This is a genomic window from Flavobacterium azizsancarii, from assembly GCF_027980145.1.
Classification (GTDB): domain Bacteria; phylum Bacteroidota; class Bacteroidia; order Flavobacteriales; family Flavobacteriaceae; genus Flavobacterium; species Flavobacterium azizsancarii.
The window spans coordinates 1-25181 of sequence record NZ_JAMZNK010000048.1; the positions used below are offsets into that span (position 1 = coordinate 1).

The following is a 25181-nucleotide window of genomic DNA, read 5'->3' on the forward strand; positions in this document are numbered from 1 at the left end:
GAAAAGTTTATAGAAGACCATTTTAGCCCAAATTTACATTTTTCAAGAAACACTCTGTAAATCTACTAGTATAATAAAAGAAAGAGGTCGTCTTTTCAGACAACCTCTTTTGTTATTACAATTTTTTTAATTCTAAGTATATCTGTTTTATTATTCTCCAGGCAATGAATTTCGATAGGCATCCCGACATAAACTTCTGAAAATATAAAAATAGGGTTATTGTCAAGAATCGTTAATGACCAAGGATCAATCCTTCTATATTCGGTTTGTATTACATATTGGCGTGATCCATTGTAAATCCATCCTGATTCTATATTGGTAACAAATGTGGATATGATCAATTTATTTACCTCTTTAAGATTTTTGTATGATCTTCTGTAAAATGGTATTACATATTTAAATACTAAAAAACAGATTAGGCTAATTAACGCGATAGGAAAAAATGATAGCTCAAAATCATAATATGGAGAAGTAACATAATCAATAATAAAGAACAATACTGGGGAAATAAGTAAAATCGAAAAAATCAAACGAATCTTAAATGCTCTTCGGAGTAGTTTTTTTTCATTATCTGATAAAGGCTGAGTTGTAATCGTCATCTGACTTCAAAATTAAATTCGCATCAAATGTAATCTTTTTCTTTAAAACAATATGTTTGATCAAAGTATTAGACAAGCTATAAAGTTATGTAACTAAAAATGCCTCTAAATTTAGAGGCATTTTTTATTCTATAAGTCTGTAAAATTTTTGTTTTCTAAAACAATCCATTCAATTCAGCATCGATTCTATTAATGATATTTCCTAAATCTTCAGGATTATCCACAAAATTGATATTGTCAACATCGATAATTAATAATTTTCCTTTAGTATAAGTTTGTACCCAGGCTTCATATCTTTCGTTCAGACGACTTAAATAATCGATAGAAATGGAGTTTTCGTAATCACGTCCGCGTTTGTGAATTTGTCCGACAAGATTAGGAATCGAGCTTCTTAAATAAATCAATAAATCGGGAGCTTTTACCAATGATTCCATTAATTCAAAAAGAGAAGTATAATTTTCGAAATCACGGCTGGTCATTAATCCCATCGAATATAAGTTGGGAGCAAAAATATACGCATCTTCATAAATCGTTCTGTCCTGAATGATTTTCTTACCGCTTTCGCGAATTTGTAATACCTGACGGAAACGACTGTTCAAGAAATAAATTTGCAAATTAAACGACCAACGTTCCATTTGGTGGTAAAAATCATCCAAATACGGATTATCAACTACATCTTCATAATGAGGTTCCCATTTGAAATGTTTGGCTAATAATTTAGTTAAAGTTGTTTTGCCTGCTCCTATATTTCCTGCTATTGCTATGTGCATTACCGTGTTACGATTTTATAATTTGTTATTTCTTAATCTGTAAAAATAGATAAAATTTGGTGTTTGCAGCAGAATTTGTTAAACGATTTTTTTAAAATTTCAATTTCAGAAAATCTGCTTCAATTTCTAGCCGTAATGTCTTTAAAATACAACAAATTAGCTTTGCTGGGAAAATGTTGATTGATTGTTAGTTATTTCAATTGAATTAAAATCAGACACCTTCCGTAAAGTAATTGCTTTCTAAAAAAAAACACACAATAATATAGAAGAGATAGAAGAACATGCACAGTTTATTTATGAGATCCAGATCATTTTAGAGCCAAAATAGGAAAAACTGCAATAAGAATTACTTCAATAATCGAGATGTAATCTATAAACCTTATTTTGATGTAATGGTCTAATTAATAGCTGATTTTGTCTATGTCTTAGAGGTGTTGATATATTTAATTTTTTGTATTTTAAAATAAACAATACATTTGAGTGTAGGTATTATGGGATTTATCCAAATTAAAAAAAAATGTAATGAAAAAAACAATCTATTATATGTTCATGATGCTTGTATTTACTCAAATGCAGGCTCAGAAAGATTTTCAGGGAATGGCAGTTTATGAATCCAAAACACAACCGCCAAAGTTGGATGGTATGCGTGGTCCTCGTGATATCACGCCAGAAATGCAAAAGAGTATGGAAGAGCGAATGAAAAAAATGCTGGAAAAAACATTTATCCTGAATTTTGACAAATCGGCTTCGATCTATAAAGAAGAAGAAAGGTTAGAAAATCCGGGACAACAAGGAGGTGGAATGCGTGTGATGATGAACTCATTTATGGGCGGTGGCGGAACTTTTTATAAAGATGTAAAAAACAAATCCTATACTGTTGATAAAGAATTTATGGGGAAAGAATTTCTGGTAGTAGATTCTTTGCCAAAGTTGAATTGGAAAATGGAATCTGAAACCAAACAAATTGGTGGTTATACCTGTTATAAAGCAACGGCCGTTAAAGAAGCCAGCAAAACTGATTTTAGAAACTTCAGACCTAAAAACAACGATGATAAAAAACCGGAAGAGAAAAAAGAGGATGTAAAGAAAACTTCGGGAGTAACGAAAACCAACTTTGAGGATAATTTCGAAATGCCAAAAGAAGTAACTATTACTGCTTGGTATACACCAGAAATTCCCGTAAATCAGGGACCTGAGAATTATTGGGGATTGCCGGGTTTAATTCTCGAAGTAAATGATGGGAGAACTACTATTTTGTGTTCAAAGATAGTTTTGAATGCTAAAGAAAAAGTGGAAATAAAACCATCTAAAAGAGGAAAAGTAATTTCTCAGAAAGATTATGACGAAACAGTGATCAAAAAGATGGAAGAATTTAGAGAAACGAATCGTGGTCGTACACTAAGTGCCCCTCCAATGATGGGAAGATAAAACTTCAGTCTAAAATTATTTTATCCTAAATCATTTTTTTAATGAACAAGTCTCTTTTTATACTCGCCTTTTTGTTTACTTCTATATGTTTTTCTCAAAGTGTCCGTTTTGATGGTTTTATTCAGGATGAGCAAAAAAATCCCTTAGAAATGGCCAACATTATGGCTGTAAACATTACTACAAAAGCAATGGATTCTTACGGGATTACCAATGACAAAGGAAAATTTCAACTTACATTAAAGCCTAATACATCTTATTCAATAAAAGTCAGTTATCTGGGAATGAAATCGAAAGAGATTTCAGTTGTAACTCAAAGTGCAAATATTGTTCAGAACATTGTTATGGATGATGCCGGAATTGAACTTCAAGGCGTTGAGATTGTACGAGAAATGCCTGTTTCTATAAAAGGGGATACCATTGTATATAATGCTGATTCGTTTAAATCAGGAACAGAAAAAAAGCTCGAAGATGTATTGAAAAAACTGCCGGGAGTTGAGGTAAATGCTGACGGAGAAATTGAAGTTGAAGGTAAAAAAGTTACCAAATTAATGGTTGAGGGAAAAGATTTTTTTGACGGAGACACGAAACTTGGTGTTAAAAATATTCCTGCAGATGCCATTGATAAAATTCAGGTTTTAAGAAATTATAACGAAGTTAAGGCTTTAAAAGGATTGGAAAATGATCAGGATAATGTGGCGATGAATATTAAACTGAAAGAAGGTAAAAAGAATTTTTGGTTTGGTGATGTGACTGCCGGAACTGGAGTTGGAGAACTTGACAGCAGGTATATTATTAATCCAAAACTGTTTTATTACAGTCCAAAATACAGCATTAATCTAATCACTAATTTTAATAATATTGGTGAATTACCTTTAACAGCGCAGGATTATTTTAAGTTTACAGGAGGGTTTAAAAACCTTATGAAAAAAGGCGGAAGTAATTTTAATGTTTCCTCAAATGATTTAGGAATTTCGATATTGAGAAACAATCGCGCAAAAGAAATTGAAACAAAATTTGGAGCAACAAATTTTGCTTATTCCGTTACTAAAAAATGGAATATTAGCGGTTTCGGAATATTGTCGACTTCAAAAACAGACTTGGAAACAAAATCTCAAACTACCATTTTAGACTCTGGAGATGAGCAAAAAAGGGAGGAAGAAACACATCAAAAAAATAATCTGGGACTGTTTAAATTAAGTTCGACTTATAAGCCAAATGACAAATTTCAGTTTGATTATGATATTTTGACGAAGATATCCAGACAAAATGAAGATACTGATCTGTTGCGTGAATCTGTTGTGAATAATGTATCTGCTTTAGAAACAATTTTAACCAATAAAAAGCAAGATCCTACATCTATCAATCAAAATTTGAGTTTGTATTATACACAAAGTGACAAGAATATTTTTGCTTTTGAAATGCAACATTTGTATCAGGAAGAAAATCCATTTTACAATGCCAATCTAAAAACACAACCTTTTGATCTTTCAGGTTATACTTCAGGGCAAAACAGGAACGATCTTAATCAGGATCGATTTGTAAAAACCAATAAAGTAGATGCCAAGCTAGATTATTACTACATGGTAACGCCAAAAAGCAATATCAATATTACGTTAGGAAACACATATTCGTATCAGGATTTTAACTCTCATATTTTTCAGATGCTGGATAATGGAGATAAAAATGATTTGAATGATCCTGAAAACAATAATAAAGTCAACTACGATTTTAATGATGTTTTTATGGGTTTTCATTACAAGATTTTATCCGGAAAATTTACCTTAACTCCCGGAGTTAGCGTGCATTCATATACAATGAAAAACACACAATTAGGAACTGATTATTCGCAGAATTTCATGAAAGTATTACCTGATTTTTTTGCTTTGTATCAAATTAAAAAATCAGAAACACTCACGTATAATTTCTCATTGTCAAATGATTTTACAGATATCAATCAATTGGCTTCGGGTTATGTTTTGTCAGATTACAGTAGTTTGTTCCGCGGAAATCGTTTCTTGGAAAACGCTACGTCGCAAGTACATTCGTTACGTTATTTTAAATATAATATGTTCAATTTTGAGAACATTTTTGCCAATGCAACGTATACCAAAAAAGTAGACGCCATTAAAACCAAAGCTGATTTCGAAGGAATTAATCAATCATCATCACCTTATAATTCTAATTTAGCCGATGAAACTTTTTCAGGAATGGGAAATTACGGACGTTCTTTTTTAAAGAATTACAAAGCTTCCGTAAATGCAACTTTCAATTGGTCAAAATTCAATAATATCCAAAATGATGTATTGGCAACAACAGAAAGTTTTAGTCAAAGTTATACCGTAAAAGCTTCAACAAACTATAAAAACTTTCCCAATATCGAGTTTGGTTATAATGCGCTTATTAATAAATATAGCGGCTCTACTTATTATACAGATAAACCCTTTGCGAGATTGGATTATTATTTTCTGGAAAGCTTTTCGTTTGTTTCAGAGTATGAATTCTATCATTATTACAATGGCAATAAAACAGTCGATAACGAATATGATTTTTTAAGTGCCAGTTTAATCTATCAGAAAAAGAACAGCAAATGGGAGTATAAAATAGCGGCAACTAACTTACTCAATACAAAATATCTCAATGATGACAGCTTCTCTCAGTTTTCTACAAGGGTTTCACAATATACTGTGCAGCCTCGCTACATCATGTTTTCGATGAAATATAATTTATAGTATTTTGGTTACAAATTTTTGTATCTTTTGGTGCTTTTTTAAATAAGAAAGAAATACCTTTGCGCTAATTAGTAACAACTAAAATAATAGTTATGCGTAATTTTATATGGAGTTTCTTAGCGTTCTTTTGTTTAATATCCAGCGCTTTTTCTCAAACAATAAATATTGAAAAAGGATCTTATTTGTCTACAGGCCAAAGCCAAAAAATCAAATTGAATTTATTAGATAATAATAAATACGAATTGGTTTTTTACTCCGGCGATTATGAGATAAAAGGAGATTCATTATTATTTACTCCAAGCGTAAAAGCAGAGAATATGTTTGATCTTACCTTTAAAAATGATAAAAAGGCAAAGAAAATTAAGGTAAAATTCGTAAATCCTAACTACAATTCTTTTTATATAGGGACACAAAAAAAATCAGATCCAATTCAGTATGAAAGATTAGCTGACATAGGAGCCAGAGTTAATCCTAATTATGACAAAATAGATGTAGATTTTGAAATTGATCGTGCTGATTACTTGTATTTAATTTATGAACTATATGGAGGAGACAGCAAAGTTTCGAAATTTGCTTTACCAAAAGATGTTTCAGAAGTTACAATCCAATATAATTTAGATGCTACAGCTGATTTGAATATTACCGGTTTTTATGATCAAAAAACAAAGGATTTAATGATCTTAGAACAATCAGTACCAACCCCATTGATTTTTCGTAATGCAAAGGATGTTCAGCCTGAAAAAGTTTCAAAAGTAATTGCTTTAGAAAATAAAACAATTACCAATTGGACTTATCCTGGAAAAGAACCTTTGGTTAGTGACGATTTTGGGACAGCAGTTGATTCTACCGTCGTCGTAGCTGATACTACTTCTGTAGCAACATATGATTTTAAATTAAAAATCGAAAACAATTTAAAAAGTGCTATTTCATCCAATAAAACTGCTAAAACTAAATTTTTGGTAGTGGAACTTGATAGTAAAAATGCTTCGGCAAAAACTGACTTTGATGCTTTTATTAAGGATCAGGAAACGCAGATTTCCTATGCAATGTATGATGAGTACAATCCTGAATATGATTTGTATAATTTTTATCTGGCGACAGCCGATGATAAAAAATGGCTCAAGACAAATAAAATTACAGATACTCCATGCTTGATTATTCTGAATAATAATGGAGAAGTTTTAGCAACCGTAAAAACTAATTTAAGCGGGAAACAGTATCAGTTTAATTATTACGATGCCCTTTATAGAAAATTGCAAAGAACAGATGGCTTATTGGCTTTTAATAAAATAGTGAAAAATAAAAAAGCAACGGATAGTGATTTAATTCAGGCTTTTAATAAAATTTCTGTTCTGGAAATTCCGTATGATTATGATACAGATTATACTTTAACGGATGATAAACCTATCGAATTTAAGTTTGTAAATACTACTGTAGATAAAAAAGAAGTTGCTCAAATCTGGAAGAAACTAATAGAAGCACATCAAAAAGATGCTAAACCAAATATGTATTTGGTAGAAACAATTTTGAAAGAAATTAAAAATCAGGGATTCTCGAAACAGTTTATTAAAGATGATAAAGTTTTAAATGATACTGATTATCTGGCGATAGACTATCTGATCAAACATTATGATGCTATCGATGCTCAACGTTTAGCATTTAATAGTAAAGAAGGTGAAACACATTCAATAGAAAGCCTGAATACTGAAATTGCGGCAGCATTACAGCAAAATAAAGATGTTGAACAAAATGACATTTCAGGAAGCAAAAATAAAAATCAAAACAAAACAATTTCAATTTATAAAAAATTAATTGCCCTCGGGAAAGGAAACTTTGACTGTTACCAGAATTACTTTATCTATCTCGCAGAATTGGAAGATAAAGATGGATCTAACACCACCTACTTAAAAGAATTCAGTACTTATTTTGATAGTTACTTAACAACAGATAGAGTAAATCCTATTGTACGATTAGATGAATTGTTTACTTTGTTAGATGAAAATTCAGGTTACTCTAGTTGGAATTACTTCAAAGAATATCATTCTAATTTGGCCAATTCCGCCGCATGGACCGTAGTTTCAAAACCCGGAAATACCGCTTTTATAAAATCAGCAATTATCTGGTCTGAATATAGTCTGGTAGTAACGAAAAATAATCCTTATTACTTAGATACTCTGGCTCAGTTGTATTATAAAGATGGGCAAAAACAAAAAGCAATCGAAACACAAACTCTCGCGGTTAAGTATTTAACTGATTATGTAGAAGAAGAAACAGCAACAGAAATAAAAGAGACGTTAAGCAAAATGCAAAACGGAACCTATTAAAATGAGAAAGCCTTTGAAGTAGTTCAAAGGCTTTCTTTTTAGTTCTTAATTTTTACCAGAAGCTTTATATTGTAACTGTTTAATACTCTTTTATTGTTTTTAATTTTGCCATTGGCATTCAGATAAGTGATCAAAATTTTATACTTAGGGGTTTCAAGTTCCTGAGTTATTTTTTTATTTAGATTGTTGTTTTGATCAAAATCAGAATTTTTATTCACAAAATTACTAATTTCCAGCGGAATACTATCTTGATTAATCTGTAGCTTGATACCGTAATCTTCAACGGTAGCTTTAATCGAATAGCTCTTATTTTCAATCTTTACACAATCTTTGCATTCAAAATTTTTATCATAAAAAGACAGCGTAAATGCCATATCATATCCGTGAATGTTTTCTATAGTGTTTTGGTCATTTTCATAATAATAGTAGTAAAATTCGTTTTTATATTTTTCTGGTCTATCATAGGATGTTTTGTAATTATAACCCAAAGCTTCCATTATTTTATAATCACTGGGAGACTTGTCTTTTTTAATCAGCGCTTCTAACTTGGTTTTCGCATAAGGAACCATAATTTCTACACCATAATTATTTTGGAGAAAAGAAACAATACTGCTTAAATCCTGTTCTTGTTCGAAAGTTAGTTTTTTATGATTTGAATTTTGCACATAAGCTTCAAATCGGGATAACTGGCTGTGTTTTGAGATAGAATTCGCACTTTGCGGGCCAGCAATCGAAAACAATCCGGCCAGACACATACTTATTGGAATAAACTTAATTTTAGGATTCTTTTGAATTAAAAAATATCCTACAACAATAGAAAGCCATATCGATAACAAGAGAACATAATAACGTTCATGAGTAAATCCGTAAAGATTGATTCTGTATAAAATTGCCCAAAAAAGTAATCCAAGTAGTGGAATCAATAGAAAGTAAAACCAACGATTGAAGGTTCGCATCCAAAGATTATTGGTTTCAGTCGCAATAGGATGAACCAATAAAAAGGAAAGAATCCCAAAAATAGCAAACACCAAAACAAGATACGAAACCCAACCAACAGGCAAGGAAAGCGTAACAAGAATTTTAACTTCATAACAGATTAAAATCACCAGATAAAGGCTTATCAAAGGCAACAAAACATATTGAGTAAAGTTTTTAAGCCCTTTTGGATAATTTAAAACCAACGGAACCTCGTTATTATTGGTTTCCGGAACTCCGCTTAAAAAGAAAATGGTATTAAAAATGCCGGCAATGACAAAAAAGATGTGAAAGTAAATATGATCATAGAATTCAACCTTAAACAGCTTATCAACGGCTAATATAGCCAATGCCAAACCCGAATAAAGTACAATGCTGTACAATGCTGCCGTTAAAATTCGAAGAAAAAGCTGTTTATTGAACTCCCAGAATTCATCCTGATTATATTTCCTTGGTAAGAAACCCGCAAATGAAACCAACAAATGCAGAGCAATATTAAGAACTAAAAATTGTTGTATTTCAATTTCTGTAATGTATTCATGAAAAGTAAAAATAAAAAGAACGATAAAACTGCCAAGAACTAAACTGGTTATGAAACGTAAAAGAATGCCCTTTTTTGAAGCTAAAAAAAATAAACTGACAGAAAGAAATAAGACCAAACATAAAGAACAGCTCATTATTGCTTTTTGATAAAGCTCTCTATTAGGATCATTATATTCTTTCTCGTTAAGAATTATTGCCAGAATAGTACCCAAAATCACAGTTATAGTTTCTAACGGAAATCTAAGAACTGTTTTTAGTGTTGCACTTAGAACATTTTGTAACGAAGGAAGTCTGCCCATTTTTTATCAGTTATTTTGTATAAAGTAAACTAAATTGCAAGGGATAACCAAATAAAATAATGATACAAAAAAAAGGAGACCATCATTTTGTCAAATTTACATTTCAGTACTATTTCAAATGCAAACAGGCTTTTTTTCTCTATAAATTACTAAGTTTGGGTTATTAAATTAAAACGTATGAAAAATAAAATGATTCTCGTTTTGATTGCCTGTGGAGGAGTAGCTTTTTCGCAAGCAATTAAAAAACCGCTAGTTTCAGCAATTACAGATAAAGACCTGAGAACGGATATGTATCAAATGGCCGGTGATCATTTTAATGGTCGTGAAGCAGGAACTTTAGATGAATTAAAGGTCTCGATGTGGCTGGCAAATAAAGCAAAAGAAGCAGGAATGGCTCCAGCGGGTGATGATGGAACTTATTTTCAGTTTTTTGATTTGTACAGGCATCAGGTAACTCCAAATACAAAATTCAAAATTGGGCAAAAAGAATATAAACTGTGGAAAGATGTTCTGGTAGCAGAAACGACAAACATAAAAGTTGATGCGCCATTAGTATATCTAGGAGCAGCAACAAAAGAAGAAATCGAAAAAGCAGATATCAAAGGAAAAGCAGTAGTCATATTAGCTTCTAAAGAAGGAATTGCAGATGATATTTCGCTTTTTGACAGACGTTATCCGGGTCTTGTACGAAATAAATATTATGATGTTGTAGTCAAAAAAGGCGCTGTAGCAATGATTATGGTAGCAGACCAATTAGGAGAGGAAAGCTGGTCTCAGGTTGAACCACAAATGACAAGAGGTATTTACGGAATCGAAGGTGTTCGCGATAAAATTGGTGCTACAATGCCGGTTTTTTGGCTACACAACGATCAATTAGCATATCTTAAAACTACGAAAGATCTTTTATCAACAGAGGTAATTTCTGAAACCTATAAATATCCTTCAGTAAATGTTGTAGGTAAGATAGATGGAACTGATGCTAAATTAAAAAACGAATATGTTCTTTTTAGCGGACATCAGGATCATGATGGTGTGAGACAAAAATACGGGCAGGATTCTATTTATAACGGAGCCGATGATAATGCAAGTACTTGTGTAGCAATGTTAGCCATTGCAAGAGCTTACAAGAAACAACCCGGAAAAAGATCTGCCTTATTTGTATTTCATGGTTCAGAGGAGCGCGGATTGTTAGGGTCAAGATGGTATGCGTCGCATCCTACAGTTCCCGAAAAGGATATTATTGCGGTACTAAACGGTGATATGATTGGTAGAAATAATGTAAATCAGGCTGCTTTACTGGGTTCCAGTTCACCTCATGAAAACTCTTCAGATTTAGTGGCTATTGCCAAAAGAGCAAATGATGAAGGCCCTAAATTCGATTTAGATAAACTTTGGGACAGACCAGAGCATCCGGAATATTTTTATTTCCGTTCAGATCACTTGCCATATGCAAAAAGAGGAATTCCGGCTGTTTTTTATACCAGTGTTTTACACAGTCAATACCATACGCCAATGGATGAATCTGAAAATATTGATTTCGTAAAATTGCATAAAATGACTGAATGGATCTACCGTACAGGCTGGATTTTATCTAACGATGCCAATCGTCCTAAAACATTACCAAATGTACAATTAGAGCGATAAAGGATTTACAGATTATATTATATTTGGATTGAAATTTAGACGCGGATGAAACGGATTCGCTACCGCGAAAACGCAGATAAAAACAGATTTTTTTCTTTCTTTATTTTCTACTTTAAGCAGGATATAAATAAAATCCGTTTTTATCCGCGTCTTTACGAAGTAAATCCGTTTCATCCGTGTTCAAATAAACACACAGAATATTGCAAAATCTACTAAATAAAAGAGGCTGTCCAAATAAATAGACAGCCTCTTTTTTATGTTTAAGAGTAACTAGTTTGTCAAAAAATCTAACAATCTAAGTTAGTCTAATAATCTATATTTACAATCCAAATTCAGCTTTTACTTTGTCTACGAAATCAAGTTTTTCCCATGTAAATAACTCAACAGTAACAGTTTTTACATTTCCTCCCGGAGCAGAAAAAGTTTTAGTTACCACTTCCGGCGTACGTCCCATATGTCCATAAGCAGCAGTTTCGCTATAAATAGGATTTCTTAATTTCAAGCGTTGCTCAATAAAGTAAGGACGCATATCAAAGATAGCTTCTACTTTTTTAGCAATTTCGCCATTAGTCAAGTTTACTTTAGAAGTTCCGTAAGTATCAATGAAGATTCCCATTGGTTGAGCAACTCCAATTGCGTAAGAAACCTGTACTAAAATCTCGTCAGCAACACCAGCTGCAACCAAGTTTTTAGCGATATGACGTGTAGCATAAGCAGCACTTCTGTCTACTTTACTTGGATCTTTTCCAGAGAATGCACCACCACCGTGAGCACCTTTTCCACCGTAAGTATCCACAATGATTTTTCTTCCTGTCAAACCAGTATCGCCGTGAGGTCCTCCAATAACGAATTTTCCTGTTGGGTTAATATGGTAGTTTATTTTATCATTGAATAAATGCGCGTGACTTGGATTTTTAGCAATGATTCTTGGAATCAAAATATCGATAATATCCTTTTTGATTTTAGCAAGCATTGTAGCCTCTTCATCAAAATCATCGTGTTGAGTCGAGATTACAATCGCATCAATACGAGTTGGTTTGTTATCGTCGCTATATTCTAAAGTTACCTGCGATTTTGCATCAGGACGTAAATAAGTGATTTCTTTATTCTCACGTCTTAAGATTGCTAATTCCTGCAATAAACTATGAGATAAATCAAGTGCCAATGGCATGTAGTTTTCAGTCTCGTTAGTTGCGTAACCAAACATCATTCCCTGATCTCCTGCACCTTGCTCCTCTGGCTTAGCTCTGTCAACACCTTGATTAATATCTGCAGATTGCTCATGAATTGCAGAAAGAATCCCACAAGAATTTGCTTCAAACATATATTCACTCTTAGTATATCCAATTTTACGGATTACGTCACGAGCAATTTGCTGAACATCAAGATAGGTATTCGATTTTACTTCACCAGCTAAAATTACCTGACCTGTAGTAACAAGAGTTTCACAAGCTACTTTTGAGTCAGCATCAAATGCCAAAAAGTTATCAATTAATGCATCCGAAATTTGATCTGCAACTTTGTCTGGATGCCCTTCACTAACAGATTCTGACGTAAATAAATAAGCCATAATAATTTATTAAATTAAAATTAAGTGAGGAAAAAAATTGCTAAAAAGGGCTAAAGGAGAATGTCTGCTTTAGCATTTTTTACTACCGAAATTAAAAACTTTCAGTATTCATAACGAACCATTTCATTATGAAGAGGTTGCAATCAGTTCAAATTTTTCCTCTGTATTAGGGTGCAAAGGTATAAAACCATTTTGATTTGCAAATTAAAGTTTTGATTTTTTTGATTTTATAAGTAGAAATTTAACATAACATACTATTTTGATAGGGTAATAGAAATTATTTCTGTTTTTGTTTGGTCGATTAAAAAATAGTTTGCAAATTTGCCCCATCAAAATAATAGAAAAGATGAAATCAACAGTTTGCAATATGTCTTGTAAGATGCCGGAGCCTTCCGCAGAGACGATATTGTAGTTTTATTTCAAAAATACATATAGAGCCTCTGCCAACTGCAGGGGCTTTTTTTTATTTCAAAAAGTACCAAATTGTAAATAACTTCTTAACTTTAAATAGTAATTAATCAAAGAAAACCAAATGAAAAAAAATGTACTATTAGCATTGGGTCTTTTAACATTTTCTGGAATCTATGCTCAGAATAATAAAAAAGAGCAAGATACTTTAAAGAACAATGAACTGTCTGAAATAACGATAGTAGGATCCAGAAGTAAAAACCGGGTAAAAACTGATGTTCCTGTTCCTGTAGATGTTTTTAATATCTCAGAGATTACAAAAGGTTCGCCGCAAACAAGCGTTACTCAGATCTTAAATTATGTCGCACCTTCTTTTACCAGTAACGCGACTTCTACAGCAGATGCTACAGATCACGTCGATCCGGCACAATTAAGAGGTTTAGGACCGGATCAGGTTTTGATTTTGGTAAACGGAAAAAGAAGACATTCAAGTGCATTAGTAAATATTAACGGATCTCCGGGAAGAGGATCTGTTGGAACAGATTTAAATGCAATCCCATCATTCGCTATCGAAAGAATCGAGGTATTGCGTGATGGTGCAGCAGCTCAATATGGTTCAGACGCCATTGCGGGAGTTATCAATATTGTATTAAAAAAAGATGCTAATTTTATTTCGGGAGGTATTCAATATGGATCGAATTTATCTTCAGGGTCTAACAATTTTAAAGGCGGATCTGATGGACAGAATTTACAAGTAGATTTAAACTACGGTACATCATTAGGTAAAGCAGGAAGTTTCCTGAATGTTACCGGAAGTGCCGTAACCAGACAAGCAACAAGCAGAGCGGGAATTAGAAATAATGGTATTTTTAATGCTTACAATGCTGTAGAGAATAGAGCAGCCCAAAATGGTGTAGCTATTAATTCATTGTTTAGTAATATCAATAACACGCCAAACTCAGCACAAATTCTTACTTCATTAAAGCAATATGCACCGCAGGTAGGTTATTTTACACCGGCACAGCAAACTGCAATTTCATCTGCCGGAACACTAGCCCAAATGCAGACAGCTTTGAACTTTGATGTAACCAATAACGAGATTGCTTATAGAGGTCAGGAAAGAAGCGATTATAATATGAGTGTAGGTCAGTCAGAATTGGCTTCAGGACAATTGTACTATAACGCTAAATATCCTATAAGTGATATTACATCTTTGTACTCTTTTGGTGGAGTTTCGTATAGAAATGGTAAATCGTATGCATTCAACAGACTTCCTAATGGTTCAGGAACTTTTACGCAAGTGTATCAAAACGGATTCCTGCCAGAAATACAATCTAATATTTTAGATGCATCTTCTGCAGTTGGAGTAACAACAGAATTATTTGGTTTTGATACTGATCTTAGTACAAACCTGGGAACAAACTCTTTTCAATATGATGTGAACAATACTATTAATGCTACTTTAGGAGCTAATTCGGCTACAAGTTTTGATGCCGGAAAAGTTTCATTTTTACAAAGTACAACCAATCTTGATTTCAGTAAAAAGTTAGATGTTTTAGAAGGACTAAACGTTGCTTTTGGTGGAGAATTCAGATATGAAAACTATCAAATTAAAGCAGGAGAAGAAGCTTCTTATGGATTATATGATATAAACGGAAATTTGGTTTCAGGAATTCTGCCAAGTAATTCACCATTAATAGTTACAGACTTTTTTGGAAACAAACGTGGAGCAGGAGCACAGGGTTTTTCCGGGTTTCAACCAACAGATGCTAAAGAAAAAGACAGAAAAAGTGGCGCTGCTTATCTTGATTTAGAATTAAATGCGACGAAAAACTGGCTTTTGAACGGAGCAGTTCGTTATGAGAATTATTCTGATTTTGGAAGTACGGTGATCTTTAAACTAGCCTCTCTTTTAAAATTAAACGATAATATCAATTGGAGAATTTCCGGACAAACAGGATTTAGAGCACCATCATTACAGCAAAAATATTTTGAAGCGAGTTCAACCCAGTTCATAAATGGTTCACCTTATCAGGTAGGTTATTTTACAAATGATTCTCAGGCAGCAAAAAGTATAGGAGTTGAAAGTCTGAAACCTGAAAAATCTAAAAGCATCAGTACAGGATTTACATTCAAAATTCCTGCAGCAAATATTACCATTGCAACAGATGCGTATTTTACAAGAATCAATGATCGAGTTGTGTTAACAGGGCAATATGCAAGGCCAACAGATGCGCAGATAAATGCGGCAACAACGCCACAGCAAAAAGATGCATTGACATTGTTTCAACAAGCATTTGATTTAAAAGGAGTAGAAAGAGCTTCGTTCTGGACCAACGGAATTGATTCTGAAACAAAAGGTATAGATGTGGTAATTTCTCAAAAATACAATGTAATCCAGGATTTTACCATCAGAAACGATTTTGCATTAAGTTATAACACTACAAAAAGAGTAGGTAAGCTAAATGTACCTCAATCTATTATTGATGCAGGTGGAGATCCTTATGTATATTCGTTTTTCCCGGAATCAAGCAGAATTTATTTAGAAGAAGCAATTCCTAAATTGAAAGCAAATTTAATGACCACTTTCAATATTAAAAAACTGGATATTTATTTAAGAAACAGTTATTTTGGAAAAGTTACTGATCCGGGAGCAACAGATGTAAATTTAGACGGATCATCTTCAGTTTACGAACATCCTGAATACAGTTCAAAAATAGTTACAGATTTATCTTTCGGATATCAAATCAACGAAAAGTTCAGATTCACACTTGGATTTAATAATATAGGAGACGTTTATCCGGATAGAAATAATCCTGCAACTCCTGCATTTACCAATACAACCCCAACATTGTCTCCTGCACCAAGTACAGATTTAACGAATGCAAATCAGTTTGCTTATTCAAGAGCAGTATCACAATTTGGATTAAACGGAAGATTTGGTTTTGCCAGATTAAGTTTCAAATTCTAAAAGTAAAAGATTTGCCCACGGATTGTACGGATCAAACGGATTTGCACAGATTTTTTAATCCTTTTAATCTTTTATCCCGATAGCTATCGGGAGCGGCTAATTTTAGAAGTAGATAAAGGAGAATAAAAAAAATAATCCGTATTCATCAGTTTAAATCTGTTCAATCCGCGTGCTAAATTTTTTAGTCAGGAGAGAAAAATAAAAAAATCCGCGTAAACCGGTTTAAACCAGTACAATCCGTGGACTAATATTTTTAAGATATTCCCTGTATTTGCAGGCTAATAAAAAAATAATGTTAAATGTTCTTTTTTGATTTGGTAGATCTAAAAATAGTTTCTATATTTACTCTATCAAATTAGTCGAGTTTAAAAAAGAGAATTAATTTAAATAAAATGATAATGAAAACAATAGCGAATAATATGATGATATGTTGTGAGATGATGCAAATGTGCATCCAAAATCGCTGTTGCTAAAAGTGAAAGAGTAAATCTTTGTTATAGTTAGAACTATAAGCCCTTTTGGTAGCCATCCGAAAGGGCTTTTTTTATTTCAACACTTTTAAATCAAAAATCATGAAAACATTAAATTCAATAGCAATAGAATATTTATTAAGAAACGATTCTCAAAAAAACAACAATAAATCAGAAGACATAACCAGAGAGGTTATAAGGATAAATGCAGAGCAACTTATAAAAAGTCAAAAATCCTTATTGTTTCACATGTATGATCTTGAAGAAGAAGGAGAAGAGTTTTTTGTTTAAATCAAATTCATCCTCTTTCAAAACTAATTGCATGAAGATGAAAATCTTTTTGTATAACTTAGAAACATTTTTATAAAAAAAATATAAACGAATTAACAACATTAAAAAACTAAGAAATCATGAGTACAAAAAAATTCGCCACCAACGCATTACACGCAGGACACGATGTTACTAAAAATGCAGGAACCAGAGCAGTGCCAATTTATCAGACATCGTCATATGTTTTTAACGATTCAGATCACGCTGCTAATTTATTTGGTCTTGCCGAAGCCGGATTTATCTATACGAGATTAAATAATCCAACAAACGACATTCTTGAACAACGACTTGCAGCGCTTGAAGGCGGAATTGGAGCTGTTGTTACTGCATCAGGAGCATCAGCAATTTCTACAGCTTTATTGACTTTATTAAAAGCGGGTGATCACATTGTAGCTTCAAACAGTTTATACGGAGGAACTTATAATCTACTAAACGTAACTTTACCTCGTTTAGGGATTACAACCACGTTTGTAGATCCATCTCAACCGGAAAACTTTACAAAAGCTGCTAAAGAAAATACAAGAGCCTTTTTTGTAGAATCTTTAGGGAATCCAAAATTAGATGTATTAGACTTAAAAGGAATTTCGGCAGAAGCCAAAAACTTCAAAGTTCCTTTTATTGTAGACAATACGGTTGCTACACCTTATTTATTGAACCCAATTGAATATGGAGCAGATATCGTAATTCATTCCTTGACCAAATATATTTCAGGAAACGGAACTTCATTAGGAGGTGCTATTATTGACGCTGGAAAATTTGACTGGTCTAACGGAAAATTTCCTGAATTTACAGAACCTTCTGCAGGATATCACGGATTAGTATATCATGAAGCTCTAGGAAATGCAGCTTTCATAGCAAAAGCAAGAATCGAAGGTTTGCGTGATTTTGGCGCAGCTTTAAGTCCTTTTAATGCTTTTCAGATTATTCAGGGATTAGAAACATTACCAATTAGAATCCAGAAACATAGCGAAAATGCTTTGGCTTTAGCCTCTTGGTTAGAAAAACAAGATGAGGTAGTCTGGGTAAATTATCCAGGTCTAAAAACTAATAAATATTATGATTTAGCACAGCAATATTTACCAAAAGGTCAAAGCGGTGTAATTACTTTTGGACTAAAAGGTGGTTTTGATGCTGCTAAAAAAGTGGTTGATAGCACGAAGTTATTCTCGCTTTTGGCGAATATTGGTGATACAAAATCATTAATTATTCATCCGGCAAGCACAACGCACCAACAATTGTCAGATGCAGACCAACTAGAAACAGGAGTTTCTAAAGATCTGGTGCGACTTTCTGTCGGGATAGAAGATATCGAAGATTTAATAGCTGATTTGAAGGCTGCATTCGCAAGCGTGGTCCAATCGCAATACAGCGTTAATAAAAATTAGGTTTTTTTGTTTTTTGTTTGAAAAATTGCCTTTAGTAGCGTGAGTTCTGCTAGAGGTGATTTTTTATAAAAAGCATTCCATATAAAAGTTTTTTCACCATATAAGTGATAGGAGTTCATTTTAGTAGAGGCGCACATTAGTAGAGACGCACAGCAGTGCGTTTAACATTGGATGACGATTATACGTTGATAATTAAAATGAACTTATATCACTTATATGGTTTAATTAACCCCCCAATAAATTAAAAATTATGTCAAAGCTTAAAATAAATATCATCCTTTTTGGAATTGGAAATATCGGAAGTACTTTGATCAATCAAATCATCGAAAGTCAGGAGTTTTTTCTTGAAAGTAAAAATGTCGACTTTCATTTTCCGATAATCACAAATTCAACAGTAGCTTTTTTCGAGAAAGAAGGCGTAGGATATGCTTGGGAAACCAATTTTTTAGAATTGGCAGTTCCGTTTAAAGTGCAGGATATTATTGAATTTGCCAAAGAAAATGAATTTGAAAATCTAATTGCAGTTGATGCAACGGCAAGCGACGAGCTAATTCATCATTATAATACCCTGATCGAAAACGGATTTAATATTGTAGCGGTAAATAAAAAAGCCAATACATTACCTATTGATTTATATAAAGAAATTAGGGTAAATCTTAAAAAATACGACAAAGAGTTTTTGTACGAGACATCAGTAGATACAGGATTTCCGGTTTTGCAAACCTTAAGAGATTTGTATTATTCCGGAGAGAAAATCACCAAAATACGAGGTGTTTTCTCTGATAATCTAAGTTACGTATTTAATAGATTTGCAAATGAAGAAGCTACTTTTTCGTCACTTCTAAAAGATGCCAGTTTACTCGGATTAATGCGTTCTACTTTTAAGGAAGATTTATCCGGAAATGATACAGCAAGAAAACTATTGATTCTGACCAGGGAAATAGGAAAGGATTTTGATCTTTCGGATATTAAAATCAACTCTCTTATTACAGAAGAACATCTGGAGAAAAACGGAATACTGAACAAAGATGCAATCGACAAATCATTTAAAATTGCAAAAATAACCCAAAAAGACAATCACGTATTAAGATATGTGGGAGAATTTGATGTCGAGAAAAACACGCTGGAAGTCAAATTGGTTTCAGAACCGGTTACATCAGCAATTGGTCAGTTAAAAGGATCAGATACCATTTTCGAAATTTACACACAATCATACGCAGATGTTCCAATAGCAATTCAAAGCGCTTCGGCATGTAAACAAGCTATTTCAAGAGGGATAATAACTGACATTTTGAAAGTAGCAGAAAAAATTAAAAATAAAGAAGCAGTTTGGTCGTAAGTGGTTTTAATAGTAGTTAGTTGTTCTTTGATATAATGAAACAGGAAAATTATTAGATATTTTTTTGTAGGTTTTTACGTTAATTTTTTTAAATCTTAAATTTGTAAGATGTTTTTTAACGTTAAAAAGGTAATTTTTAACGTTTTTTAAGATTAATTTGCTGATCCTCACTTGCGTAATTGAAAAAATATTCGCACATTTGTAATACCTCAAAACTACCAAAAGTAAATTTTCAATTCTGAAGAATTGTTATGTCGATTGGAACAAATGTTGAATGACTTTATTTCTTATTTAATTAAAAAAAAAGAAGGATAAAAGTAAAAACAGTCAATAGTTTCGAGAAGTTAAATAAAATAAAAAAATGCAAGAATTTTTTCAAATAGCAAGTAAATCACAGATGAATAAATCCCTACAGATGAACAAGATGTTTAACGTCGCACGTATTTGTGTATGCGTCTGTTGATACTAAAAGTATATATAAGTTGTAAAAAACTTAAACCCTTTTGGTATTCAAATCCAAAAGGGTTTTTTTATTCCATTTGGTTGCCATAACAAAAAATTAAACAAATAATAAAGATTATAAAACATAAACTAACGTAAACTTAAATATCATGAGCACATTAAACTACTTAACAAAGACTTTTTCTACATTGAAAAACTTAAGAGCAAAAAGAAACAATCCGCCACCGCCAACAAATGAATTAGTACACCCGAGATTCGGAATTACTGAGGCAGATAAAACAGCGGAGAAAAAAGAGCCAAACTCATTATTGTTTTTGATGTATTCAAAAGAAAATGAAACACTTTTTATCTAAATCAAAAAGTATCATAAAATAGGGGAATACCTGCTTAAATTTACTGGGCTGATAGTTCGGTAATTTTTTGCGTACAAGAGTTTGTGTTTGAATTATCTTTAAGAAATTGCAGAATCAGTTTCGATAAAATTTGTTTGTTTAAGAAATTAGTAGTTAATTTGCACCTTTAAGTTCAAAAACGTATTGAAATGTTATAAAGAAAGGACGAGGGATTAGACCCGATGAATCCTTAGCAACCCTTCGTTAATTCGAAGAAGGTGCTGCATTCTACCACGCCCAAACGTGGAAAGATAACAACAAGAATTTTTCTAGTTTCACTCTAGTACTTTCTTTCTAATATTTCCACATACAAATCAATAATAAAAAGATTTGAAATTGGAAAATATACCAAGTCCCATCATAATTCACGATTTCATCACAGAAAGTGGTGCATCATATCATTCATTACCATTAAGCTTTACCCTTTCTGGTTTGCCATTGTATAGCGCGCCTATAGTTTTGGTCAATCATGCATTGACCGGAAATTCTGAGGTTACAGGTAAAAATGGCTGGTGGAATGACCTGATTGGCGACGAAAAAACAATCGATACCCAGAGATATACCATATTGGCATTCGACGTTCCCGGAAACGGAAACGATTCGTTTATAGTAGAAAACTATCAGGACTTCACGACAAGAGATATTGCCCGAATTTTTATAAAAGGATTAGAATCCTTAGATATCGCACAATTACACACAATTATTGGCGGTTCTGTTGGTGGAGGAATTGCCTGGGAAATTCTTGCATTAGAACCCAACATTACTCAAAACTTGATTCCAATTGCAACAGACTGGAAATCGACAGACTGGATGATCGCTAATTGTTACTTACAAGAGCAAATACTCAACAATTCTTCAAAACCTATAGAAGATGCCAGAATCCATGCCATGTTGTGTTATCGCTCTCCTGAATCATTCAAAGAAAAATTTCAACGTACAATCAACAACGAGCAGCTCATTTTTAATATCGAAAGCTGGTTGGCGCATCACGGACAAAAATTACAAAAGAGATATCAATTGGCATCATATAAACTGATGAACCAATTGCTTAAAACCATAGATATTACCAGAAATAGTCAAGATTTCGAGACTTTATTGTCCAGAACAAATGCAGCGATTCATATTATAGGAATCAACTCAGATTTGTTTTTTACACCAAAAGAAAATCGCGAAACTTATAATGAATTAAAAAAGTTCAAAAACAATGTCTTTTACAGCGAAATAGATTCGGTACACGGACATGACGCTTTTTTAATCGAGTACAAACAATTAGATCATTTACTTGCCGATATTTTTAAGGCAGAAACAATAGAAAAATAAAATGAAAATATTAAAATTTGGAGGTAAATCGTTATCAAACGGAGAAGGACTTAATAAAGTAGTTTCAATCATTTCTGATAAAGTAAATCAAGGAGAACAAATTGCAGTTGTCGTTTCGGCCCGAGGAAAAGCTACCGATGAGTTAGATTATATTTTGAAGCTTGCCGCTAAAAATGGTAATTACAAACCATTATTTGAAAATTTCAAAACCTATCAGATTTCAGATTATCCTCAGGTAGATTTTTCTGAAGAATTTAATATTTTAGAAAAACTTTTTGAAGGCGTAAGCTTAATTGGAGATTACAGCAATAAAATCAAAGATCAGATTTTGTCAAAAGGAGAATTGCTTTCGGCTAAATTATTGACCGCAATTTTAATAGAAAAAGGAATTCCGGCAAATTTTGTTGATTCAAGATTATTATTAAAAACGGATTCGAAATTTGGAGATGCACAACCGTTAGAACAGCTTTCTAAGAAAAATGTTGTCAACTATTTCAAAGAACACAACGGTAAAACTGTAAATATTGTAACCGGTTTTATTGGTTCAAACAATAATAACGATACTACAACTTTAGGTAGAAACGGCAGTAATTATACAGCATCTTTAATCGCCAATTACTTAAATGCCGAAGAGCTTCAAAACTTTACCCACGTTGACGGAATTTACACAGCAAATCCAGATTTAGTTGCCGATGCTAAAAAGATCGAATTTTTGTCTTTTAATGAAGCAAACGAATTGGCTAATTTTGGCGCGACAATTCTGCACGCTAAAACGATAATTCCACTATTAGAAAAAAATATTCCGCTTCGTATTTTAAATACATTCAATCACGAAAATCGCGGAACTTTAATCACTTCAGATTCGGCTAAAGAAGGAATCAAAACCCTTTCGGTTTTAGAGAATTTATCATTGGTAAATCTTGAAGGACGCGGATTACTTGGAAAATCAGGTGTTGATGCCAGAATTTTTAAAGTAATGGGAGATCACAATATCAGTGTAAGCATCATTTCGCAAGGTTCTTCAGAAAGAGGAATCGGGTTGGTTGTCGCTACAGATAAAGCTACAACAGCCATGATCGAATTAGAAAAAGAGTTCGAAAACGACTTTTATTCTAAAGATGTAAATCAGATTACGGTAACAGATAATGTTTCGGTAATTTCGATTATTGGTCAGGATTTGAGCACTTTCCACAAACCATATACAGCATTAATCAAAAATAAAATAGTTCCAATTTTGTTTAATAACACCGTTACGGGTAAAAACGTGAGTTTGGTGGTTAAAAAATCGGAACTTAACAAAGCATTAAACGTAATTCACGGAGAAATTTTTGGAGTTTCCAAGAAAATCAACATTGCTATTTTTGGTCACGGATTAGTGGGAGGAACTTTAATCAATCAAATTTTAGAATCGGCTGCAGCAATCGAAAAACGGAAAGACATTAAACTGAATGTTTTTGCTATTGCCAATTCTAAGAAATTACTTTTAAACAAAAATGGCGTAACTTCTGATTGGAAAAATGACATCCAGCAAGAGGGGCTTGAATATACCATCAATGACGTAATTGCTTACGCGAATCAACATCATCTGGAAAATTTAATTGCGATTGATAACACAGCAAGCGCGACTTTCGTAGAAAATTATATTCCTTTGATAGAGAGTAGTTTCGACTTGATTTCATCTAACAAAGTTGCCAATACATTAAGCTATGGTTTTTATAAAGAACTGAGAAAATCTTTAGCAGAAAATCAGAAGAATTATTTGTACGAAACCAATGTTGGTGCAGGATTACCATTAATTGATACCATAAAATTATTACACCTTTCGGGTGAAAATATCACAAAAATAAAAGGAGTTTTCTCAGGAACATTAAGTTATTTATTCAATAATTTCTCTGCAAAAGATGCTCCGTTTAGCGAAATTCTAAAAGAAGCAATTGATAACGGATATACAGAACCAGACCCGCGTGAGGATTTATGTGGAAATGATGTGGGAAGAAAATTATTGATTCTGGCAAGAGAATTAGATCTGCAAAATGAGTTTGAAGAAATATCAATTCAGAATTTAATTCCGGAACATTTACGTGAAGGAAATGTATCCGATTTCTTAACCAAGCTAAAAGAATTCGATCCGATTTACGATAAAATAAAAGCAGATCAAAAGCCAAATCACGTATTAAGATACATTGGCGAATTGTCCGGTGATTTGCAAAATGATAAAGGAATTCTGGAAGTAAAATTAGTTTCTGTTCCTTCTGATACGGCTTTAGGCGGATTAAAAGGATCTGATTCTTTCTTCGAAATATATACAGAATCTTACGGAGACAGACCTGTCGTAATTCAAGGAGCCGGTGCAGGTTCTGCAGTAACGGCAAGAGGAGTTTTTGGAGATATTTTGAGATTATCAGATAAAGGATAAGAGGATTTTTGGATTATGGAGTGTAGATTTTAGATTGCAGCGAGTATAATCTGTATTGTTTGTCATTTCGACGAAGGAGACTCGAGCGACAGCGAACAGGCGAAGCAAATCACACACTAAACTCTACAAAGAAAAGCCTCCATCTTTCTCAACAATCGATTGTGATAATTTTATTGAACAAAAACAAAAAAGGAAAGTTACTTTAAACAGAAAATGAAGATTCTAAATTAAAGCTATAAGATACGAATGAAAAAAATACTGATTTTACTATTGTTCTCAAATATTCTAACGGCTCAGGTTTCTAATGTTATTAGAAATAAAGACAGTTATACGCAAGATGTTTTTCCTTATAAAGGAGTCAGGGCGATTCAGATAGATGAAGTAAGCTCTCCAGGAAACGAGGACAACGTATTTATTTTTTCTAAAATTGAAAAAAACGCTAATCCGGATAAAATGTATTTTCAGCGGTTTACAAAAATCAACAATAAATGGATTATAAAATCTATTCTTGAGGTAAATCATAACGGAATCATCTCGGCTTGGGGAAGCAGAAAAGCTTTTGGGGATTATAATAAAGATAAAAGTATCGATGCTCTTTTTATTTACGGACTATATGATGCTGATTTCAAACAGCAATCAGTTCATTTGATATTTTCGCAAAAAGATCAATTTTATACTATAGAATCTAGTGTTTCTGATGATTTTAAGACAGATAAATTCTCGGATAATTTCAACTCTTTAGATGCAGAATCTAAAAAACAGGTTTTAGAATATTGGAATAAATTAGATAAAAAAGACAAGTAACTT

At 32.7% G+C, this 25181-nt stretch carries 16 protein-coding genes and 1 riboswitch; of the genes, 12 read left to right on the forward strand and 4 right to left on the reverse strand.

Annotated features, from left to right (window positions below):
- Window positions 1-95: 95 nt before the first annotated feature.
- Both NJT12_RS20555 and NJT12_RS20560 read right to left on the reverse strand, forming a co-directional pair.
- Window positions 96-599, reverse strand: coding sequence for a hypothetical protein (locus NJT12_RS20555; RefSeq protein ID WP_271337845.1), 504 nt, complete (start codon window positions 597-599; stop codon window positions 96-98).
- A gap of 155 nt (window positions 600-754) precedes the next feature.
- Entirely contained in the window at window positions 755-1369 is a 615-nt protein-coding gene (locus NJT12_RS20560; RefSeq protein WP_041516522.1) for a deoxynucleoside kinase, read from the reverse strand.
- A 522-nt stretch (window positions 1370-1891) separates the two neighbouring features.
- Between NJT12_RS20560 and NJT12_RS20565 the strand changes: the two genes are divergently transcribed.
- The 3 genes from NJT12_RS20565 (at window position 1892) to NJT12_RS20575 (ending at window position 7850) form a co-directional block, all read left to right on the forward strand.
- Window positions 1892-2797, forward strand: coding sequence for a GLPGLI family protein (locus tag NJT12_RS20565; protein WP_271337849.1), 906 nt, complete (start codon window positions 1892-1894; stop codon window positions 2795-2797).
- Between the two features lie 41 nt (window positions 2798-2838).
- Window positions 2839-5526, forward strand: a complete 2688-nt coding sequence (locus tag NJT12_RS20570; protein WP_271337850.1) for a carboxypeptidase-like regulatory domain-containing protein — start codon at window positions 2839-2841, stop codon at window positions 5524-5526.
- A gap of 92 nt (window positions 5527-5618) precedes the next feature.
- Window positions 5619-7850: a hypothetical protein gene (locus NJT12_RS20575; RefSeq protein ID WP_271337851.1), complete on the forward strand. Its 2232-nt coding sequence runs from the start codon at window positions 5619-5621 to the stop codon at window positions 7848-7850.
- A gap of 38 nt (window positions 7851-7888) precedes the next feature.
- Here the strand turns inward: NJT12_RS20575 and NJT12_RS20580 are convergent, their stop codons facing one another.
- A complete protein-coding gene (locus tag NJT12_RS20580; RefSeq protein WP_271337852.1) occupies window positions 7889-9667 on the reverse strand; it encodes a DUF4153 domain-containing protein in 1779 nt (592 codons plus the stop codon).
- 177 nt (window positions 9668-9844) lie between these two features.
- On the opposite strand from NJT12_RS20580, the gene NJT12_RS20585 reads away from it, so the two are divergent.
- Window positions 9845-11311 (forward strand): M28 family metallopeptidase, encoded by a 1467-nt coding sequence (locus tag NJT12_RS20585; protein WP_271337853.1) that lies wholly within the window; start codon window positions 9845-9847, stop codon window positions 11309-11311.
- 319 nt (window positions 11312-11630) lie between these two features.
- Here NJT12_RS20585 and metK read toward each other — a convergent pair whose 3' ends face one another.
- A complete protein-coding gene (gene metK, locus NJT12_RS20590) occupies window positions 11631-12881 on the reverse strand; it encodes a methionine adenosyltransferase (protein WP_271337855.1) in 1251 nt (416 codons plus the stop codon).
- 532 nt (window positions 12882-13413) lie between these two features.
- Between metK and NJT12_RS20595 the strand changes: the two genes are divergently transcribed.
- From NJT12_RS20595 to NJT12_RS20630, 8 genes are all read left to right on the forward strand, one after another.
- Window positions 13414-16260, forward strand: a complete 2847-nt coding sequence (locus NJT12_RS20595; RefSeq protein ID WP_271337857.1) for a TonB-dependent receptor plug domain-containing protein — start codon at window positions 13414-13416, stop codon at window positions 16258-16260.
- Window positions 16261-16832: 572 nt separating this feature from the next.
- Complete coding sequence (locus tag NJT12_RS20600; RefSeq protein ID WP_271337859.1) at window positions 16833-17021, forward strand: hypothetical protein; 189 nt, start codon at window positions 16833-16835, stop codon at window positions 17019-17021.
- Between the two features lie 119 nt (window positions 17022-17140).
- A complete protein-coding gene (locus NJT12_RS20605; protein ID WP_271337860.1) occupies window positions 17141-18445 on the forward strand; it encodes an O-acetylhomoserine aminocarboxypropyltransferase/cysteine synthase family protein in 1305 nt (434 codons plus the stop codon).
- A 250-nt stretch (window positions 18446-18695) separates the two neighbouring features.
- Window positions 18696-19784, forward strand: a complete 1089-nt coding sequence (locus NJT12_RS20610; RefSeq protein ID WP_271337861.1) for a homoserine dehydrogenase family protein — start codon at window positions 18696-18698, stop codon at window positions 19782-19784.
- Between the two features lie 611 nt (window positions 19785-20395).
- Window positions 20396-20599 (forward strand): hypothetical protein, encoded by a 204-nt coding sequence (locus NJT12_RS20615; protein WP_271337863.1) that lies wholly within the window; start codon window positions 20396-20398, stop codon window positions 20597-20599.
- Window positions 20600-20787: 188 nt separating this feature from the next.
- Window positions 20788-20896, forward strand: a riboswitch (SAM riboswitch).
- Window positions 20897-20974: 78 nt separating this feature from the next.
- Window positions 20975-21958, forward strand: coding sequence for an alpha/beta fold hydrolase (locus tag NJT12_RS20620; RefSeq protein WP_271337865.1), 984 nt, complete (start codon window positions 20975-20977; stop codon window positions 21956-21958).
- A 1-nt stretch (window position 21959) separates the two neighbouring features.
- On the forward strand, window positions 21960-24374 hold the full coding sequence (gene thrA, locus NJT12_RS20625; protein ID WP_271337868.1) for a bifunctional aspartate kinase/homoserine dehydrogenase I: 2415 nt from the start codon (window positions 21960-21962) through the stop codon (window positions 24372-24374).
- 246 nt (window positions 24375-24620) lie between these two features.
- On the forward strand, window positions 24621-25178 hold the full coding sequence (locus NJT12_RS20630) for a hypothetical protein (RefSeq protein WP_271337870.1): 558 nt from the start codon (window positions 24621-24623) through the stop codon (window positions 25176-25178).
- Window positions 25179-25181 lie beyond the last annotated feature (3 nt).

What these genes read in the sequence shown, in the direction of transcription:
- NJT12_RS20555 (WP_271337845.1), bottom strand. Translation starts at nt 599, where the DNA reads ATGACGATTACAACTCAGCCTTTATCAGATAATGAAAAAAAACTACTC.
- NJT12_RS20560 (WP_041516522.1), bottom strand. Translation starts at nt 1,369, where the DNA reads ATGCACATAGCAATAGCAGGAAATATAGGAGCAGGCAAAACAACTTTA.
- NJT12_RS20565 (WP_271337849.1), top strand. Translation starts at nt 1,892, where the DNA reads ATGAAAAAAACAATCTATTATATGTTCATGATGCTTGTATTTACTCAA.
- NJT12_RS20570 (WP_271337850.1), top strand. Translation starts at nt 2,839, where the DNA reads ATGAACAAGTCTCTTTTTATACTCGCCTTTTTGTTTACTTCTATATGT.
- NJT12_RS20575 (WP_271337851.1), top strand. Translation starts at nt 5,619, where the DNA reads ATGCGTAATTTTATATGGAGTTTCTTAGCGTTCTTTTGTTTAATATCC.
- NJT12_RS20580 (WP_271337852.1), bottom strand. Translation starts at nt 9,667, where the DNA reads ATGGGCAGACTTCCTTCGTTACAAAATGTTCTAAGTGCAACACTAAAA.
- NJT12_RS20585 (WP_271337853.1), top strand. Translation starts at nt 9,845, where the DNA reads ATGAAAAATAAAATGATTCTCGTTTTGATTGCCTGTGGAGGAGTAGCT.
- metK (WP_271337855.1), bottom strand. Translation starts at nt 12,881, where the DNA reads ATGGCTTATTTATTTACGTCAGAATCTGTTAGTGAAGGGCATCCAGAC.
- NJT12_RS20595 (WP_271337857.1), top strand. Translation starts at nt 13,414, where the DNA reads ATGAAAAAAAATGTACTATTAGCATTGGGTCTTTTAACATTTTCTGGA.
- NJT12_RS20600 (WP_271337859.1), top strand. Translation starts at nt 16,833, where the DNA reads ATGAAAACATTAAATTCAATAGCAATAGAATATTTATTAAGAAACGAT.
- NJT12_RS20605 (WP_271337860.1), top strand. Translation starts at nt 17,141, where the DNA reads ATGAGTACAAAAAAATTCGCCACCAACGCATTACACGCAGGACACGAT.
- NJT12_RS20610 (WP_271337861.1), top strand. Translation starts at nt 18,696, where the DNA reads ATGTCAAAGCTTAAAATAAATATCATCCTTTTTGGAATTGGAAATATC.
- NJT12_RS20615 (WP_271337863.1), top strand. Translation starts at nt 20,396, where the DNA reads ATGAGCACATTAAACTACTTAACAAAGACTTTTTCTACATTGAAAAAC.
- thrA (WP_271337868.1), top strand. Translation starts at nt 21,960, where the DNA reads ATGAAAATATTAAAATTTGGAGGTAAATCGTTATCAAACGGAGAAGGA.
- NJT12_RS20630 (WP_271337870.1), top strand. Translation starts at nt 24,621, where the DNA reads ATGAAAAAAATACTGATTTTACTATTGTTCTCAAATATTCTAACGGCT.